The sequence below is a fragment of the Zavarzinia sp. genome (assembly GCF_041650655.1).
Taxonomy (GTDB): Bacteria; Pseudomonadota; Alphaproteobacteria; order Zavarziniales; family Zavarziniaceae; genus Zavarzinia.
Window position 1 is genome coordinate 26,160 of the sequence record NZ_JBAZKR010000034.1, and the last position, 16,885, is coordinate 43,044.

Genomic DNA, 16,885 nt, shown 5'->3' on the forward strand with positions numbered 1-16,885 from the left:
GGGAGCGTTAGGCGGCAGGCAGGGCGCGGACCTCGACCGGCAGGCCGTTCAGCACGGCATTGCCGGAGGCGGCGTCCAGCGCCTCCTCGTCCGAAAGGTCGTTGAAGGAGACGCCACCCGCTTCCCGCGCCACCGAGAGGCGGATGCCGTCCCGCGTCGCCTGGCCCCAGCCGTGGGGCAGGCAGACAACGCCGGGCATGACATCCTCGCAAGCCTCGACCTCGATCTCGACCGTGCCGGTGCGGCTGGTCACCGCGACCGCGGTGCCGTCGCGGATCTGGCGCGCTTCCATGTCGGTGGGGTGCATCTGCAGGCGGTGGCGGGCCGGGCCCTTGACCAGGCGCCGGCTGTTGTTCATCCAGGAATTGTTGGAGCGGACGTGGCGCCGCCCGATCAGCACCAGGCCCTGGGCCGCCGGTGCCGCGAGAAGGCGCGGCAGGTCGGCGAGGGCGCCTTCCGGCGCCGCCTCGATCGCGCCATGGATCAGCCGTTCCGGCAGCGAGGGGCGCAGCGGGCCGAGGTCGAGGCCATGGGGGGCAGCCTTCAGCCGGTCGAGGTCCAGGCCATAGGGGCCGGTGCGGAGCCCCATGTCGATCAGCATCTCCATGGGCAGGAGGTTCGGCGCCTCCTGGCCCATGGCGGCGGCGAAGGCCACGGCGATGCCGGTCAGCACTTCCCAGTCGTGGCGGGCATCGTCGGGCTTGTCGAACAGCGGCTCGCTCCAGCGCGCCACGTTGTGCACGGCGAGCGCCAGGAAGGCGAGATCGTAATGGCCGCGTTCCAGGGGCGAACAGGGCGGCAGGATGACGTCGGCGTGGCGCGTCGTCTCGTTGACGAAAATGTCGACCGAGGCCATGAAGTCGAGCGAGGCCAGAGCTTCGTCCAGGCGCCGTCCGTTCGGCGTCGAGGAGACCGGATTGCCGGCGACGGTGAGGAGGGCGCGGATCTGCCCCGGCCCCGGGGTCTGGATCTCTTCGGCCAGCGCCGCGACCGGCAGCGAGCCGGCGAATTCCGGCAGGCCGCGCACCCGGCTCTTCCAGCGGGCGAAGCCGCCGGCCGAGCGGGGCGCCAGGGCGGCATCGATGGCGGGATGGGGCAGCAGCGTGCCGCCCTCGCGGTCGAGATTGCCGGTCAGCAGGTTGAGGAGCTGGATCGCCCATTGGCACAGCGTGCCGAATTCCTGGGTCGAGGTGCCCATGCGGCCATAGACGGCGGCATGAGGGGCGGCCGCCAGCCGGCGGGCCAGCGCCCTTATCGTCCCGGCATCGAGCCCGCTCGCCACCGCCGCGCGTTCGGGCGTCACCGGGCTGAGTGCCGCGCGTACGGCATCGAGCCCGCGGGTCACTTCGGCCAGGCGGCCGGCATCGGCCAGGCCTTCGTCGAACAGGACATGGACCATGGCGAGCAGCACCATGGCGTCCGAGCCCGGGCGGATGAAGTGATGTTCGCTGGCCACCTTGGCGGTCTCGGTCCGGCGCGGGTCGACCACCACCATCTGGCCGCCGCGCGCCTTCAGCGCGGCCAGCCGGCCGGGGAAATCGGGCACCGTCATCAGGCTGCCGTTGGAGGCCATGGGATTGGCGCCGAACACCAGCATGAAATCGGTGCGGTCGATGTCCGGCACGAAGAGATAGTTCTGATGGCCATACATCCAATAGGCCATCAACTGATGGGGCAATTGGTCGACCGAGGTCGCGGAAAAGACCGATTTCGTCTTGATCAGGCGGAGCAGGGGGGCGGAATGGGTCAGCATCCCCGCCGAATGGACCGAAGGATTGCCGAGATAGGCGCCGACCGCGTCGCGCCCATGTTCCTTGGCGATGGCGGCGAAGCGCTCGCCCACGGTGGCGAAGGCCTCATCCCAGGAGATTTCCTCGAAATCGCGCCCGCGGCGGCGGAGCGGTTGGCGCAGCCGGTCCGGATCCTCATGCAGGTCCTTCAGCGCCACCGCCTTCGGGCAGATGTGGCCGTGGGAGAGGACATCGGCCTTGTCGCCCCGGATGCTGGCGACCCTGCCGTCCGCCACCGCGATCTCGAGGCCGCAGATCGCCTCGCACAGATGGCAGGCACGGGTATGGACTTCGGCCATGTCTCTCTCCCCCGATCGGTCCCTTGGGATCGTTCTTTTGGAGCGAGCCTAGGCCGTTCCGAATTCGACCGGAAGAGGCTCAGTGGGCCTCGGCCCAGCTGTGGCCGGCGCCCGCCTCGACCACCAGAGGCACGGAGAGGTCGACGGCGGGCAGGGCCGCCTTTTCCATGATCCGGATCACGACCGGCTTGGTCGCCTCGACCTCGGCCTCCGGCACTTCGAACACGAGTTCGTCGTGGACCTGGAGCAGCATGCGGGCCGTAAGGCCGGCCTCGGCCAGGGCATCGGGCATGCGGATCATGGCGCGGCGCATGATGTCGGCGGCAGTGCCCTGGATCGGCGCATTGATCGCGGCGCGTTCCATGAAGGCGCGGCGGGCCTGGCTCTTGTCGTTGATGGCGGGCACGTGGCAGCGCCGGCCGAACAGGGTGGTGACGTAACCCTGCGCGTGGGCGATCGCCTTGGCTTGGTCCATATAGGCGCGGATGCCCGGGAAGCGCTCGAAATAGCGCTTGATATAGGCCCCGGCCTCGCCCTGGGGAATGCCGAGCTGGTTGGCCAGGCCGAAGGCGGAAATGCCGTAGATGATGCCGAAATTGATCGCCTTGGCGCGCCGCCGCACCATCGGGTCCATGCCTTCGACCGGCACGCCGAAGACTTCGGAGGCGGTCATGGCGTGGATGTCGATCCCCTTGGCGAAGGCATCCTTCAAGCTGCCGATGTCGGCGATATGGGCCAGGATGCGAAGCTCGATCTGGCTGTAGTCGGCCGAGACCAGGCGATGGCCGGGGGCGGCGACGAAGGCCTTGCGGATCTTCCGCCCCTCTTCCGAGCGGACCGGGATGTTCTGCAGGTTGGGATCGGTCGAGGACAGCCGCCCGGTCGAGGTCGAGGCCATGGCATAGGACGTGTGGACGCGGCCGGTCACCGGGTTGATCTGGGCCTGGAGCGCATCGGTATAGGTCGACTTCAGCTTGGCGAGCTGGCGCCAGTCCAGGATCTTCTGCGGCAGTTCGTGGCCCTGGGCGGCCAATTCCTCCAGCACGTCGGCGCCGGTGCCCCATGCCCCGGTCTTCATGCGCTTGCCGCCGGGCAGGCTCATCTCGTCGAACAGGATCACGCCCAATTGCTTGGGGCTGCCGACGTTGAAGCTGCGCCCGGCCAGGCGGTAGAGGTCCTGCTCCATCTCCGCCATGCGCCCCGCGAAATCGGCCGACAGGCGGGCCAGTTCCGTCCGGTCGACCAGCACGCCGGCGGCCTCCATCTCGATCAGCACGGGCGACAGCGGGCGTTCCAGCGTCTCGTAGACGGTGGCGACATGGGAGCGGAACAGCCGGGGTTTCAGGGCCTGGTACAGGCGAAGGGTGACGTCGGCATCCTCCGCCGCGTAACGCGTGGCGTCCGGGATCGCCACTTCGTCGAAGCCGATGCGGTCCTTGCCGGTGCCGGTGACCGCATCGTATTTCACCGTCTCGAGACCCAGGTGCAGGCTCGCCAGCTCGTCCATGCCGTGGCCGTGGGCGCCGCCTTCGAGGGCGTAGGAGATCAGCATGGTGTCGTCGACCGGCGTGATGACCACGCCGTATTTGCGCAGCACCAGCATGTCGTATTTCAGGTTCTGCCCGATCTTCAACACGTCGTCGGCGGCGAGCAGGGGCTTCAGGCGGTCGAGCGCCGCTGCGAAGGGGATCTGGTCCGGCACCGCGCCGTCGAGCGCCAGGCCGCCGCGCGCCCGGTGGCGCAGCGGGACATAGCAGGCCTTGCCCGCCTCGACGGAAAGGGAGAAGCCGACCAGTTCCGCCTGCATGGCGTCGAGCGAAGTCGTTTCGGTATCGAAGGCGACGAAGCCGGCGGCGAAGGCGCGGGCGATCCAGCCGTCGAGGGCGGCGAGCGTGGTCACCGTCTCGTAAGCCGCTTCCGGCACTGCGGCGGCAGCCGGCGGGGGCGGGGCGGCGATCGCATCGGCGGCGCGGTTCGCCGTGCCCATCAGGGGGGCTGCCAGACGCGCGCCCAGCTTGTTCTTCAGGCTGCGGAAATCATTCTCTTCGAGGAAGGGCAGCAACAGTGCCCCGTCCAGCGGGCGGACGGCGAGATCGTCGAAACTCTCGGGCAGGGGCACGTCGGCCTTCAGGCGCACCAGCTCGCGGCTGAGGCGGGCGAGGTCGGCGTGGGTTTCCAGGTTCTCGCGCCGCTTCGGCTGCTTGATCTCGCCCGTGCGGGCCAGCAGCGTGTCGAGGTCGCCGTAGGTATTGATCAATTCGGCCGCGGTCTTCTGGCCGATGCCGGGCACGCCCGGGACATTGTCGGTCGAATCGCCCATCAGGGCCTGGACGTCGACAACCTTCTCGGGCCCGACGCCGAATTTCTCCAGGACCTCGGGAATACCGATCCGTTTGACCTTCACGGGGTCCATCATCTCGACAGGGCCGCCGACCAGCTGCATCAGGTCCTTGTCGGAGGAGACGATGGTGCAGCGCGCGCCGCGTTTGCGGCATTGGGCGGCCAGGGTCGCGATGACGTCGTCCGCCTCGAAGCCTTCGAGTTCGAGGGCTGCGACGTTGAAGGCCTTGGTCGCCTCGCGGATCAGGGCGAACTGCGGCACCAAGTCTTCCGGCGCCGGCGGGCGGTGGGCCTTGTATTCGGGATAGAGGTCGTTCCGGAAGGTCTTCCGCGCGGCGTCGAAGACGACGGCCAGATGGGTCGGCCGGTCGCCGTCGCCGACATCGGCCAGGAAGCGGGCCAGGATGTTGCAGAAGCCGAGGACGGCGTTGACCGGCGTGCCGTCGGCCCGGGTCAGCGGCGGCAGGGCGTGATAGGCACGGAAGATATAGCCCGAGCCGTCGACCAGATAGAGGTGTTCGCCCTCTTTCCCGCCGGCGCCCGGGCCGCCCGCCTCAGTGGGCATGGGCGTGGGCGCCGCCCTTCAGGAGGTAGAGCCGGCCGCAGTAGGGGCACTGGATCTCGCCCTTGCCTTCCATGTTCAGATAGACGCGCGGATGGCCCAGCGCGCCTTCGCCGCCGTCGCAGGCGACGATCGGGGTTTCGACTTCCTTGGTTTCGGGCGCTTCGCTCGCCATGGCTGATCCATCTCCTGAACGCGGCCGGATATTAGCGCAGCCTAATCCCCTGTCCACCACCCCGCGATGCCTTTCGACAGGGTTGCCCGGCCCCGAGGCTTCGGTTATTGTCCGCGCCTCCTCCAGTGCACCCGTAGCTCAGCTGGATAGAGCGCTGCCCTCCGAAGGCAGAGGTCGTGAGTTCGAATCTCGCCGGGTGCACCACTTTCGCAAAGACGCCAGGCTCTTTGCCGTTCCGACATCTCGGTACCATTGGACGAAACGCCGGCCGGTCAGCGGCTTGCCTCGGCTCCCGACCGGGGATGAGCACGGGCTCACATCACCAGGGCGGCGTTTCGAAGGTCGAATCGGCGAAGGGTTCCGGGGCGATCAGGGCCGGAGGCTGTTCGGCGTCGCGCAATTGGTAGAACAGGTGGGGCAAGCCCAGGGACGGGTCTTGGGTCGCGTCGGGATAGGGCACCGCCGCTTGCCAGCGCGGGTGATAGCGGATGGTGCCGGAAACGCTGCGATAGGGCAGGTCGAGCAGGATGCTGGCGATCCGGCGGTTCTGCTCGGACCCGCCGGGGCCGGCCGTGCCGCCCGCCACGGCGGCGGCGATCGCATAGTGATGCAGGGAATTATAGGTCTGGCAGCCGATCTCGGGGGTCGCGTCCGGACCGAAGCGGGCCTTGTACTTCTTGAAGAAACCCCAGCCCAATTCGTCGCGTGGCAGGCCGATCACCGTGCCGATGATCGCCCCGCGGCCCTTTTCCCCGACGAGGTCGGAGAAGGAACGGTGCAATGCGCCGTACTGCAGGTAGAGCAGCGACGGCAGGGGGTTTTCCATGAACTGGAGCTGGAAGCGCGCGAGATCGCCGGAATAGAAATGGGTCAGCGCCATGACCGCCGGGGCATGGCCGCGGATCTCCTCGAGCAGGGGGCGCCAGTCGCCCGGAATGCGCCGGAGAATCCGGGGCGGAAACACCGGGTGCCAGCCGAATTGTTCCGCCGCCTGGGCCATCGCATTGGCGATGACGATGCTGTAGGGCTTCGGCCCCGAGACGATGGCGATGCGGTTGTTGTTGGGGCGCCACTGCCCGCTGTCGCGCAGCCAGGACAGGAACTTGATGAAACCCTGGCCATACCAGTATTCGGCCGGGTCCGACATGAAGCAGCCGAAGTAACGCTGCGGATCGCTCATCACCGTATCGTGATGCTGCAACAAGGTGTTGTTGTGAATGTAGATGATGCCGGCGTCCGCCACCGGCTCGTATTCCGAATTCTGGGAACCGATGTTGTACCCGGCAAAAATCCCGTGGACACCGTCGGCGAGGAGCTGCCGGGTGGCGCGCACGGTTTCTTCGGCCGTCTGGTTGCCCGTGTCGGCGAAGATGGGTCGCAGGGGCCGACCCAGAATACCGCCCCGCTTGTTGATCTCCTCGCAGGCGAGAAGGATGCCGTTGCGGAACTCCCGGCCATCACTGGGGGACGTGCCGGTCAGGGGGACCATGCCGCCGATCGGAATGCTGTCGTCGCTCATGCCGCAACCCTTTCCGCTTCAGGAGAGTTCGGGGACGAGTTCGGGCTCGAACAGAACATTATGCATGATGACGCGAAGGCCAGGCGGGCTGACCGGCTTGATCAGCACGGGGAAGCCCTGACGCCGGATATCGGTGATGAGGTCCGGGCTGGTGTCGGCGGTGACGACGATGGCGGGACAGGGCAGCTCGAGAAGATCGTTGAGCTGGTGCACGATGTCGGTCCCCTTCGCCCCGCCCCGAAGACGATAGTCGGTGATGACGATGTCCGGCTTGTGCTCCAGGGTGGCGACCGCGCCCGGAATGTCGCCAAAGGCATCGAAGACTTCGACGACGATGCCCCAGCGCTGGAGCAGGGTGATCAGCGCGTCGCGCAGGTTCTGGTCGTCCTCGAGCACGAGGCAGCAGAGCCCGGTGAACTCGCCGCCGATCCTCTCGGTGATTTCCGGCTCGCCGACATTGGAATGCCAGACGTCGCCCAGCGGCACGTCGAGGGCGAACATGGTGCCGTGCTTCGGCGTCGAGCGCAGGGTGATCTTGTGGCCGAGAACATCGGCGAGGCGGCGCGCGATGTTGAGACCGAGGCCGAGGCTGTGCCGGCCCGATTGCTGACCGGCGACGCGGAAGAACTCCTCGAACACCGCCTCCTGGTGCTCGGCCGCGATGCCGCAGCCGGTATCGTGAACCTCGATCCTCAGGGTCTTGCCGAAACGCCGGCAACCCACCAGCACGCGGCCGACGTCGGTATAGCGGATGGCATTGCCGACGAAATTGGACAGGATCCGTTCCAGGAGCGCGCGGTCGCTCTCGATGGCGGCCTTCGAAGGCATGATGCGCAGGTCCAGGCCCTTTTCCCTGGCGAGATGGGCGAATTGGACGCGCAGGCGGTCCAGGACGGTCGAAACCTGGAAGGTCTGGATGCGCGGCTCGACCTTGCCCGCGTCCAACTGCCCGATGTTGAGCAGCGCGCCCAGCAGGTCCTCCATGATCGAGGCCGAGACATCCATGGCGTGTAACGCCTCGATGCGCTCCTGCTCCGACGTGGCGGACAGGCAGGAATAGATCAGGATCTTGAGCGAGGCGAGCGGCTGGCGCAGGTCGTGGTTGGCGGCGCGGAGGAAGCGGGACTTGCTCTGATCCGCCGCCGCCGCCGTGTCGCGCGCCTTTTCGAGCGCCCGCTGGGTGCGCCAGCTCGCGCTGATGTCGACGAAGAGGCTGACGCTGCCGCCGCCCGCCATGGGCCGGCATTCACCGCGCAGGACTTGCCCGTCCGTGAAGATCATGGTCAGCCCGTCGAGCGGGCCGAGGCGAGGCGGCGCGCCCGGCTCCTCGGCCGCCGGTTCGGATTGGACCAGCAGCCCGGAGGTTTCGAGCGCCGCGATCAGGGAATCTTGGGAGATGCCGTGGGTAATGCCGCCGATGAGCCCGGCGAAACGATGCCCGAAGGCCGTATTGAACGTGACCAGTCCCAAGTCGCCGTCCCAGACCGCGAGACCATGGCCGAGCGCTTCAAAGGCCCGGGCCTTCATGTCTTTCGTGGCGTCTTCGGCGATATCGCGGTCCGCGGACTCGGGCATCGTCAATCCGCGTCCGAGGCCCGGCTCAGATAGTCGGCATTCTCGACCGCGAGACGGATAATCGCCTCCCGCGTGGCGATGTTCAGCTTCTTCATGGCATTGCCGAGGTGGACGCGCACGGTCTGCCGGCTGATGTCCAGGTCGGAGGAGATCGCCTGCAGGGAGACACCCTTGCCGAGGGCGGCGAGGACTTCGGTCTCGCGCCGGGTCAGTTGGGCGAAGCCCGGTGGCATGTCCGTCGCCTGCACGGACGGGGCAGGGGTCTGGTCGCGGCTGCCGCGCCTTCCGTCGGCGCCTTCCGCCGGGCCGTGGGCCCTGGTCAGGATATCGCGCGGAAAGGCGACCTCTCCCGCCATCACCCGGCTCAAGGCGTGCTTGATCTCGGACGGGCCATAGGACTTCGGAATATAGCCGACGACGCCGTGGCGGATCGCTTCCAGCACATGTTCCGGGTCTTCATAGACCGAGACGATGACCACGGGCACGGCCGGGAAGCGGTTGCGGAGAACCTGCAGCCCCTCGAAATCCCGGAAGCCCGGCATGACCAGATCAATGATGACGAGGCCGATCGTCGGATTGCGCTCGAGCGCGCTCAGCGCCTCGTCGAAGCTCGCCGCTTCCTCCACGTCGCCGTTCGCGCCGAGGCTGCGCGCGACCTGACGCAGAGACTCCCGAACCACCCAATGGTCATCCGCGATCAGGATGGTCATCGGTGGAACGGCCGCTGCGGGCTCATCCAGCTTGGACAAGGGAACGCTCATGTTTCCTCGAAGGGCCCATCCGGTTGCCCCGGACGTCTGCCGTTATTTTCACCACATGCATCCATCTATAGCGGACCGGCCACCGTGGCAACGGCCGAAGCCGGCGCCGGGGCCAGGAAGGGGGAGGTGCAGGGCGCTACAGCTAGACGTTTCATGCGTTTACCTCTTCGGTGATGTCTAGACGCTTCGTTAGAATGGAAGCATAAAAATTTATCCTCGGTATAGATAATTAATTGACAGTTACGCGAATTGCTTCTTAGCCTTGGTCCAGGCGGCAAGAGGCGAGGGGTGCCAACCCCGAATCTCGCTGAATCTAGATGAAACGATAATTCCGAATCGACCGACCATCACGGAGATGAATCGCCATGACGAAAGCATCTGGGGCTAAGGCGGGACTGAGCGGCCACAAGCCTTCGATAACGCGGCGATCCGCGCTGAAGATCGGCGCGGGCGGCGTCGCCATGACCTTCGCGGCGCCCTATATCGCGCGCGGGATGAGCGACAAGCTGCTGGTCGGCGTGCCGTCGTCGCTGTCGACCCCCTATGGCGTGGCCGACGATACGGACCACCTGAACGGCACCAAGCTGGCGGTCGAGGAGATCAACGCGGCCGGCGGCGTGCTGGGGCGCGAGATCGAGCTTTATGTGCCGGACGTCGACAAGCTGTCGCCGGAGAGCTGCCGCCAGGCGATCGCCGCCTGTATCGACAAGAAGGTGCTGGCGATCTCCAACTCCTTCGTCTTCGCACCGATCGCCGCGATGGACGAGTCGGCCAAATACAAATGCCCCTATCTGAACGGCAACGCCCAGCGCCTGCCGACGGAAGCCTTCAAGGCCGATCCGGTCAAATACAGCCACATGCTGCAAACCTGTCCGGCCGAAGTGAACTATGGCTGGACCTATCCCCTTTGGCTGAAGGCCATGGAGACGACCGGCGCCTGGAAGCCGAAGAACCGCAAGATTCACATCGTCGCGGAACAGGTCGGTTACTGCCAGACCATCCTGAAGGCGGCCCGGGAGTCGATCCCCAAGCTCGATTTTGAACTGGCGGCGGTGACGGACATCCAGTACCCGGTGAACGACTGGGGCCCGGTCATCCAGCGCCTGAAGGAGGTCGATGCCGGCGCCATCATGATCGACCATTGGGTGGCCGCCGAATATGCCGCCTTCTGCAAGCAGTTCAGGGCCAATCCGGTCGAGAATTCGCTGGTCTATCTGCAGTATGGCCCGTCGCAGCCGGAGTTCCTGGAACTCGGCGGCAAGGCGACCGAAGGCTTCTGCTGGTCGACCACCCTCGGCGTCTATGGCGACGCGCGCGGTCAGGAATTCCGCAAGAAATACGTCTCCCGCTTCCCCGAGTTCGAGGGAAACATGGGCCTCGTCTACACCGGCAACGGCTATGACATCATCCACTACCTGAAGCTGGCCTGGGAAGCGACCGGCAAGCCGGAAGACTTTGCCGCCAACATCGCCTGGATCCGCAACAATCCCTATCGCGGGGTCTGCGGCCTGATCGACATGAAGAACGATCTGCAGGAAGCCCTGCATTTCCCGGACAACGGCTTCGGCAACCAGTCGACCGACCTGGAGAAGGGCATGTCCCAGCTCTACGTTCAGGTCCAAGGCGGCGCGCACAAGATCATCTGGCCGAACGAGATCGCGGAATCGAAGCTCGTCGCCGCCCCGTGGTGGAACTGAGCCGCGATGGCTGGATCGAGCGACACGCCGATCTTTTCCTGTGAAAGCCTCTCGCTCGACCTGGGCGGGCGAGAGGTGCTCAGGAACATCGGCTTTGACCTGCGGCCGGGCGAGGTGCTGGGCATCATCGGCCCCAATGGGGCGGGCAAGACCAGCCTCCTCGAAATCCTGTCGGGCCGCTATCAGCCGAAGAAGGGCCGCGTCACCTACAAGGGGCGCGACATCACGCCCCTGAAGCTGTTCGAGCGCGCCCGTCTCGGCATCGGCCGCACCTATCAGACGCCCATCGTCTGCGAGGACCTGACCGTGGGTGAGACCTTCAAGGCGGCACGCCAGGCCTTCCGGCCCTATCTGACGCGCTTCGACGCCGAATATGGCGCCAACCTCGTTCATTTCACCACGCCCTATGACCGCGCCAACAGCCAGTTGAAGACATTCGAGCGGCGCAAGCTGCTGATGGCCAATCTTCTGATGCGCCGGCCGAGCGTCCTCTTGATGGACGAGCCGGCCGCCGGCCTGATCAACGCAGAGATCGACGAGATCGACCAGATCCTGCGCATGTTGTCGAAGGAGATGAATGTCGCCGTGCTGATCGTCGAGCACCGCATCGAACTCCTCGATTCCATCGCCGACCGCGTGATCGTGATGGACGCGGGCGAGGTCATCGCCGAAGGCAATCTCGCCGACGTGATCAAGAGCCCCGCCGTCCGTGCCGCCTATTTCGAGGCGCATTGAGAAAGCGGAGGGGAACACGATGACAGAAGTTCTGAAAATCGAGGGGCTTTCCGCCGGCTATGGCCCGCTTCGGGTCATTCACGACCTGGACCTCGTGATCCGCTCCGGCGAAAGGCTCGGCATCGTCGGGTTGAACGGCCACGGCAAGACCACGCTGATCTATGCGATCGCCGGGCTCACCGGCTGGCAGCGCGGCTCGATCCTGCTGAACGGCGTCCAGATCGGCCGCACGCGCAGCCAGGGCGCCGGGCGTTACACCCACCAGATCGTGCGCAAGGGCCTGGCGATCATGCCCCAGGGCGACGAGATCTTCACCGGCCTCACGGTCGAGGAACATCTCGATTCAGGCGCCTTCACCAAGGACGCCTGGCGTGACCGCAAGCAGCGCAAGGAGAAGGTGCTCGACCTCTTTCCGGCCCTGGGCAAATTGATGAAGACGCCGGTCGGCCGTCTGTCCGGGGGCGAGCGGCGCATGGTCTCGATCGGGCGCGGCCTGATGACCGATGCCAAGCTCTATCTGGTCGACGAGCCGTCGCTGGGGCTCGCCCCCAAGATCGGGCAGAGCGTGATGGAAGCGCTGCTCGCGATCGACCTGAAGGACAGCGCCATGTTCATCGCCGAGCAGAATGTCGCCCTGCTGGAAGGCCGGGTCGACCGGGTGATCGGCATGCATGCCGGCAAACTGAAGGGCGAGGCTTCGACCACGCTCGGCATCGGCTGAACGGGGCAGGTTCCATGGAAATCGTCCAAATTCTCATCAATGCGATCGTCATCGCCTCGATCTACGGGCTGATCGCGGTCGCCGTCTCCATCACCTGGTCGAGCTTGGGGCTGATCAACCTCGGCTATGGCTTCGTCTTTTCCTTCGCCGGCTTCTGGGCCTGGGTCGTCGCCCAGAATGTCTCCGAATGGCCGCCGATCATCGCGGCGGCCGGGCTGATCGGCGGCGCCGTCGGCGGTGTCCTCATCTGTCTCATCGTCTTCATTCCCCTGCACGACAAGCCCAATTTCACCACGCGCGGCATGATCGGGACCCTGGCGATCAGTCTGATCGGCTCCCAGGCCCTGCTCATGCAGTTCGGGCCAAGGGCGAAATCCCTGCCGGAACTCTTCGGGTCCTGGCAGCTCGACATCGCCGGCATGGCGCTGACGTCCGACAAGATCGGCATCGTCGGCTGTTCGATCCTGATGCTCGGCTTCGTCGTCGCCTGGATGAAGGGAAGCAGACGGGGCCTCGAGATCCGCGCCATGATGATGAACCCCCATGCGGCCTCCATCGTCGGCATCGGTATCCGTTCGACCGGCATCTATGTGATGGCGATGACGGGCGCCATGGCGGGGCTCGCCTCCATCCTGCTGTCGCAGACCTATTACATCGCGCCCTTCAGCGGCCTGACGCCGCTCATCAAGGGGGTGAGCATCGCGCTTTGCGGCGGCCTCGGCTCGGTCCAGGGGGCGGTGATCGCCGCGATGATCCTGGGTCTGACCGAAGCGGCGACGTCCCGTTTCCTCGGCGGGCAATATGTCCTGATCACCCAGTTCCTCGTCATCATCATGATCCTGATCGTGCGCCCGCGCGGCATTTCGGGACTTCTTGACAAGGCTCGTGAACAATGACCGACAAGCCCCGGCCCATCACCTGGCACAACCCCCTCGAGCCCTGGGGCCAGGACCAGGGCAATCCGGAACTGACGTCCGTCGCGGCGCCCGACGCCGGTGATACCTGGCGTGCCCATACGAAATTCAAGGCGAAGACCTTCAAGGTCGGCCGGCTGAAGCATTACGTCATCTGGCCGAACCACGGCCAGCGGCTGTGGCGTCGGCGGCGCTGGTGGCCGACCCGTCGGAACGTCCTGCATATCAAGGGGCTCTATAACCGCAAGACCCTGAAGGCCGAAAAGAAGATTCAGGACCGGCGCCCGATCTATTGGGCGATCTGCCTGGCGCTGCTCGTCATCGGCCCCGCCGTTTTCCCGGCCTCGGTCTATAATACGCTGCTCTCGGCCGGCACGATCTTCGGCATCTTCGCCGCGATCAACGTCTGCTGGACACTGGTGCTGGGCACCGCCTCGATCTTCACCCTGGCCACTTATGCGGTGGTCGGGGTCTCGGCCTTCGTCACCACCTATCTCTCCATCCAATGGGGCTTGCCCTGGTATGTGCTGCCGGTGGGGGGGGCCTTCCTCGGCCTTGCCATGGGGGCGGTGATCGCCATTCCGGCGCTGCGCCTGGACGGCTTCTATTACGCGCTGCTCACCCTCGGCCTGAACGAGCTTTGCCGGGTCTTCTTCACCACGTCGAAGATTTTCGGCGCGTCCTCCGGCGGGCTTTACGGCGCCCAGAGCTTCGTGCCCGATAGCTGGTCGCCGGAGGCGCAATCGCTGCTCTCCTATTATTCCGCCTTCCTGCTGCTGGGCGCCGTGCTCTTCCTCTTCCGCTTCATCAACGGCAAGCAGTTGGGCCGGATCCTGCGCATGGCGCCGGAAAAGCGCGAAGCCTTCGCCGAAGCCTGCGGCGTCGACTATCGCCGGGCGCGCATCATCATCTTCGTCGTGACCTCGGCGGCGCTCGGCTTCATCGGCGGCTTCTATGCCACCCTCTATCGCGGCACCGCCTTCTCGATCTTCAGTTTCGATACCGTGCTGCTCGGCCTCGCCATGGTCACCATCGGCGGCATCGGCAAGGCCGAAGGCGCCATCCTCGGCACCTTGGTGGTCACCTTCCTCGACAAGGTGCTGATCGACCTCGGCCCGGCGCGGCTGTTCCTGATCGGCCTGATCATGCTGGGGGTCGTGCTGTTCACCAACAACGGCTACTTCGGCATCAAGAAGCAGTTCAACGCCTGGCGCGACAAGAAGCGCGGCGAATGGCGCTCCATGCGCTCGGAAAAGGGCGGTGAAGCCCTGCCCGAGGAAGCGACCGAACGCGACAACAAGGACGAGGTCTATTTCCTGCGCTTCGACAAGATGCAGCGGGATTACCTGAAGACCCTGATCTGCCCGGAAATCATCGAGGAACACCGCCAGCAGCCGCTCGGCCAGCACAGCGCCACGCTCGAACGCCTGCTCATGTATTTCCGGCGTGCGCCCATGGACGACAAATACGCTCTTCAACGCAATCTCGAGACCGGCCGCTACAAGATCATCGCCTTTTCGGGTCACCGCGGCGTCTCGCCCCGGGTGGTCGAGGACCGCGAATACGACACGGTCGGCGATGGTTATCACGCGATCTTCGTCCGCCGCGTCCACGACCTGATGGAATCGTGATGCCGTGCAACCGTCATCGTCCGGAGGCCCGCCGCCCATGACAGAGCCACTCGACCCCAATCCGGTCAACGGCGAACTCGCCGTCCGTGAATATTTCGACAGCAAGACGCGGCGTTATCTGAAGCGTGTCATCACGCCCGATCTGATCGAAGAGCACCGCCGCGATCCGCACGCCCAGCACCGGAGCGAAGCGCTCGGCCGCCTGATGTTCTATTTCAAGAACCTGCCGATCGACCAGCAATACGCCCTGCGGCTCATGCCCGACGGCCGCTATCGCATCACCGACATCCCCAGGCCGGGACACCCGCCGGTCGCGGTCGACGGCACCGACTATGCCGATCCGGCGGCCGGCCTTCACGGGATTTTCCTGCGCAAGATCAACGATTTGATGGGTAGGCAAGATGGCTGAACAGAAGATCTTCGGATATACCGACCGGCTGTCGGTCAAACAGGGCGAAAAAATCGCCGTCCACGTCAATTGCGACGGTGCGGATTTCGCCGATGCCCAGCTCGTCCGCCTGATCCACGGCGACAGCAACACCGAGGCCGGACCGGGTTACATCGAACAGGAAATTCCCCACCCGGCGAACGGGCGCTGGGCGGTGAAGAAGCAGTTCACGCAGCTCGGCAATTTCCTGACGGTGGCGGACCCGGAGCAGCACCTGAAGCTCGACGGCACGCTGTCGATGGCGGCCTTCATCTGGCCCTCGCTGCCGAAGCGCGGCGCCCGGCAGACCATCATGGGGCGCTGGGATACCGAGAACAACAAGGGTTTCGCCCTCGGCATCAATCCCGACGGCTATCTCGAGTTCTGGGTCGGCGGCGGCGATGAGGTCGATTACGTCACCGCGGAAATGCCGCTGATCAAGCATGTCTGGTATCTGGTCGGTGTCAGCTTCGACGCCGTGACGAAGACCGCGACGCTCTATCAGGAAGGGGTTCTCAACCGGTACAACTCCCTGATCGGGCGGACGACCCCCTATGACTTCGCCTCCCATGTTCAGGCCCGCCTCCGCTTCGCCCAGTTCAATCCGGCGGACGTGCCCTTCCTGATCGGCGGCGCCCGGGATCATCACACGCTGCGCGGCGATTTCGTCGGCGATCTCTATGCCGGCAAGATCGACCGCCCCTTCATTTCGGAACGGGTGCTGACCCGCGCGGAACTGGACGGCGTGAAGGCCGGACACCTGCCGCCGGCCGACGGCCTCGTCGCCTATTGGGACACCGCCGCCGGCTATACGGAGGACGGCATCGGCCATGATGTCGTCGATACCGGTCCCTATCGGCTGAAGACCCGGGGGGTGAACCATCCGGTGCGCGGCATGACCGGCTGGAACTGGAACGGCAAGAACGATTGCTTCCGCCTGGCCCCACAGGAATTCGGCGGCATCGAATTCCACCCGGACGCGGTCACCGACTGCGGCTGGGCGGTGACCAAGACGGTCGAGATTCCGCCCGGTCTCAAGGCCGGGGCCTATGCTTTCCGCCTGCGCGTCGGGCCGGGCCGGGGCATCGCCGAAGAATATGTCGTCTTCTTCGTCCGCCAGGCCCGGCCGACCGCCAAATTGTGCTTCCTGGTGCCGACCGCCAGCTATCTCGCCTATGCCAATGAGACGCTGGCCTTCGACGCTCAGATCGTGCAGCCGATGACCGGCCAGCCGCCGATCATTTCGGATGTCGAGATCGAAACCTACGAACACCGCGAATATGGCCTCTCGACCTATAACAGCTATGAGGATGGCGCCGGCGTCTGCTTCACCTCGTGGAAGCGGCCGATCATCAACATGCGCCCGAAGTTCCGCAATTCGTGGATGGGGGCGCCGTGGCAGTTCCCGGCCGATCTGTCGATCACGGCCTGGATCGAGCATTGCGGCTATGACTGCGATTTCATCACGGACGACGACCTGCACCGGGAAGGGGTCGAGGCCCTGAAGCCCTACAATTGCGTTCTGACCGGCACGCATCCCGAATATGTCTCGGAACGGATGCTGGACGCGCAGGAGGATTACGTCGCGGAAGGCGGCCGGCTCATCTATATGGGCGGCAACGGTTACTATTGGTGCGTCAATTTCGATCCGGCGGAAAACGCCGTCATGGAAGTCCGCAAGCTCGACAGCGGCATGCGCGCCTGGGCGGCCAAGCCGGGCGAGCATTACCTGCAGACCT

The 16,885-nt window shown here is 65.5% G+C and carries 13 protein-coding genes and 1 tRNA gene; 8 read left to right on the forward strand and 6 right to left on the reverse strand.

Annotated features, from left to right (window positions below; translation table 11 throughout):
• Positions 1 to 7: 7 nt before the first annotated feature.
• The 3 genes from WC493_RS09835 to WC493_RS09845 all read right to left on the reverse strand — a co-directional run bounded on the left by WC493_RS09835 (position 8) and on the right by WC493_RS09845 (position 5,166).
• Positions 8 to 2,089: a molybdopterin-dependent oxidoreductase gene (locus WC493_RS09835; RefSeq protein WP_373065063.1), complete on the reverse strand. Its 2,082-nt coding sequence runs from the start codon at positions 2,087 to 2,089 to the stop codon at positions 8 to 10.
• Positions 2,090 to 2,168: 79 nt separating this feature from the next.
• Positions 2,169 to 4,994 (reverse strand): DNA polymerase I, encoded by a 2,826-nt coding sequence (polA, locus tag WC493_RS09840; RefSeq protein WP_373065065.1) that lies wholly within the window; start codon positions 4,992 to 4,994, stop codon positions 2,169 to 2,171.
• On the reverse strand, positions 4,984 to 5,166 hold the full coding sequence (locus tag WC493_RS09845) for a zinc-finger domain-containing protein (RefSeq protein WP_373065067.1): 183 nt from the start codon (positions 5,164 to 5,166) through the stop codon (positions 4,984 to 4,986). Before WC493_RS09845 ends, polA begins: the two co-directional genes overlap by 11 nt.
• A 127-nt stretch (positions 5,167 to 5,293) precedes the next feature.
• On the opposite strand from WC493_RS09845, the gene WC493_RS09850 reads away from it, so the two are divergent.
• Positions 5,294 to 5,370: transfer RNA gene (locus WC493_RS09850), tRNA-Arg, on the forward strand.
• Positions 5,371 to 5,485: 115 nt separating this feature from the next.
• Here the strand turns inward: WC493_RS09850 and WC493_RS09855 are convergent.
• From WC493_RS09855 to WC493_RS09865, 3 genes are read right to left on the reverse strand one after another with little or no spacing between them, the layout of a single operon-like run.
• Positions 5,486 to 6,685, reverse strand: a complete 1,200-nt coding sequence (locus WC493_RS09855) for an ABC transporter substrate-binding protein (RefSeq protein WP_373065069.1) — start codon at positions 6,683 to 6,685, stop codon at positions 5,486 to 5,488.
• A gap of 18 nt (positions 6,686 to 6,703) precedes the next feature.
• A complete protein-coding gene (locus WC493_RS09860; protein ID WP_373065071.1) occupies positions 6,704 to 8,260 on the reverse strand; it encodes a hybrid sensor histidine kinase/response regulator in 1,557 nt (518 codons plus the stop codon).
• Between the two features lie 2 nt (positions 8,261 to 8,262).
• Positions 8,263 to 9,021, reverse strand: a complete 759-nt coding sequence (locus tag WC493_RS09865; protein ID WP_373065073.1) for a response regulator — start codon at positions 9,019 to 9,021, stop codon at positions 8,263 to 8,265.
• A 365-nt stretch (positions 9,022 to 9,386) separates the two neighbouring features.
• Here WC493_RS09865 and WC493_RS09870 point away from each other — a divergent pair, with 365 nt between their 5' ends.
• The 7 genes from WC493_RS09870 to WC493_RS09900 all read left to right on the forward strand — a co-directional run.
• Positions 9,387 to 10,718, forward strand: coding sequence for an ABC transporter substrate-binding protein (locus WC493_RS09870; RefSeq protein WP_373065075.1), 1,332 nt, complete (start codon positions 9,387 to 9,389; stop codon positions 10,716 to 10,718).
• 6 nt (positions 10,719 to 10,724) lie between these two features.
• A complete protein-coding gene (locus tag WC493_RS09875) occupies positions 10,725 to 11,453 on the forward strand; it encodes an ABC transporter ATP-binding protein (protein WP_373065077.1) in 729 nt (242 codons plus the stop codon).
• Between the two features lie 19 nt (positions 11,454 to 11,472).
• Complete coding sequence (locus WC493_RS09880; RefSeq protein WP_373065079.1) at positions 11,473 to 12,174, forward strand: ABC transporter ATP-binding protein; 702 nt, start codon at positions 11,473 to 11,475, stop codon at positions 12,172 to 12,174.
• Positions 12,175 to 12,188: 14 nt separating this feature from the next.
• A complete protein-coding gene (locus WC493_RS09885; protein WP_373065081.1) occupies positions 12,189 to 13,070 on the forward strand; it encodes a branched-chain amino acid ABC transporter permease in 882 nt (293 codons plus the stop codon).
• On the forward strand, positions 13,067 to 14,719 hold the full coding sequence (locus WC493_RS09890; protein ID WP_373065083.1) for a branched-chain amino acid ABC transporter permease: 1,653 nt from the start codon (positions 13,067 to 13,069) through the stop codon (positions 14,717 to 14,719). The genes WC493_RS09885 and WC493_RS09890 overlap by 4 nt, the downstream gene beginning before the upstream one ends.
• A gap of 37 nt (positions 14,720 to 14,756) precedes the next feature.
• A complete protein-coding gene (locus WC493_RS09895) occupies positions 14,757 to 15,128 on the forward strand; it encodes a hypothetical protein (RefSeq protein ID WP_373065086.1) in 372 nt (123 codons plus the stop codon).
• On the forward strand, positions 15,121 to 16,885 hold a 1,765-nt coding region (locus tag WC493_RS09900; RefSeq protein ID WP_373065088.1), incomplete at its 3' end, for a N,N-dimethylformamidase beta subunit family domain-containing protein. The genes WC493_RS09895 and WC493_RS09900, both read left to right, overlap by 8 nt.

Coding starts and splice junctions, on each gene's coding strand:
- WC493_RS09860 (WP_373065071.1), bottom strand. CDS start 8,260: ATGCCCGAGTCCGCGGACCGCGATATCGCCGAAGACGCCACGAAAGAC.
- WC493_RS09890 (WP_373065083.1), top strand. CDS start 13,067: ATGACCGACAAGCCCCGGCCCATCACCTGGCACAACCCCCTCGAGCCC.
- WC493_RS09895 (WP_373065086.1), top strand. CDS start 14,757: ATGACAGAGCCACTCGACCCCAATCCGGTCAACGGCGAACTCGCCGTC.
- WC493_RS09885 (WP_373065081.1), top strand. CDS start 12,189: ATGGAAATCGTCCAAATTCTCATCAATGCGATCGTCATCGCCTCGATC.
- WC493_RS09875 (WP_373065077.1), top strand. CDS start 10,725: ATGGCTGGATCGAGCGACACGCCGATCTTTTCCTGTGAAAGCCTCTCG.
- WC493_RS09870 (WP_373065075.1), top strand. CDS start 9,387: ATGACGAAAGCATCTGGGGCTAAGGCGGGACTGAGCGGCCACAAGCCT.
- WC493_RS09835 (WP_373065063.1), bottom strand. CDS start 2,089: ATGGCCGAAGTCCATACCCGTGCCTGCCATCTGTGCGAGGCGATCTGC.
- polA (WP_373065065.1), bottom strand. CDS start 4,994: ATGCCCACTGAGGCGGGCGGCCCGGGCGCCGGCGGGAAAGAGGGCGAA.
- WC493_RS09855 (WP_373065069.1), bottom strand. CDS start 6,685: ATGAGCGACGACAGCATTCCGATCGGCGGCATGGTCCCCCTGACCGGC.
- WC493_RS09865 (WP_373065073.1), bottom strand. CDS start 9,021: ATGAGCGTTCCCTTGTCCAAGCTGGATGAGCCCGCAGCGGCCGTTCCA.
- WC493_RS09880 (WP_373065079.1), top strand. CDS start 11,473: ATGACAGAAGTTCTGAAAATCGAGGGGCTTTCCGCCGGCTATGGCCCG.
- WC493_RS09845 (WP_373065067.1), bottom strand. CDS start 5,166: ATGGCGAGCGAAGCGCCCGAAACCAAGGAAGTCGAAACCCCGATCGTC.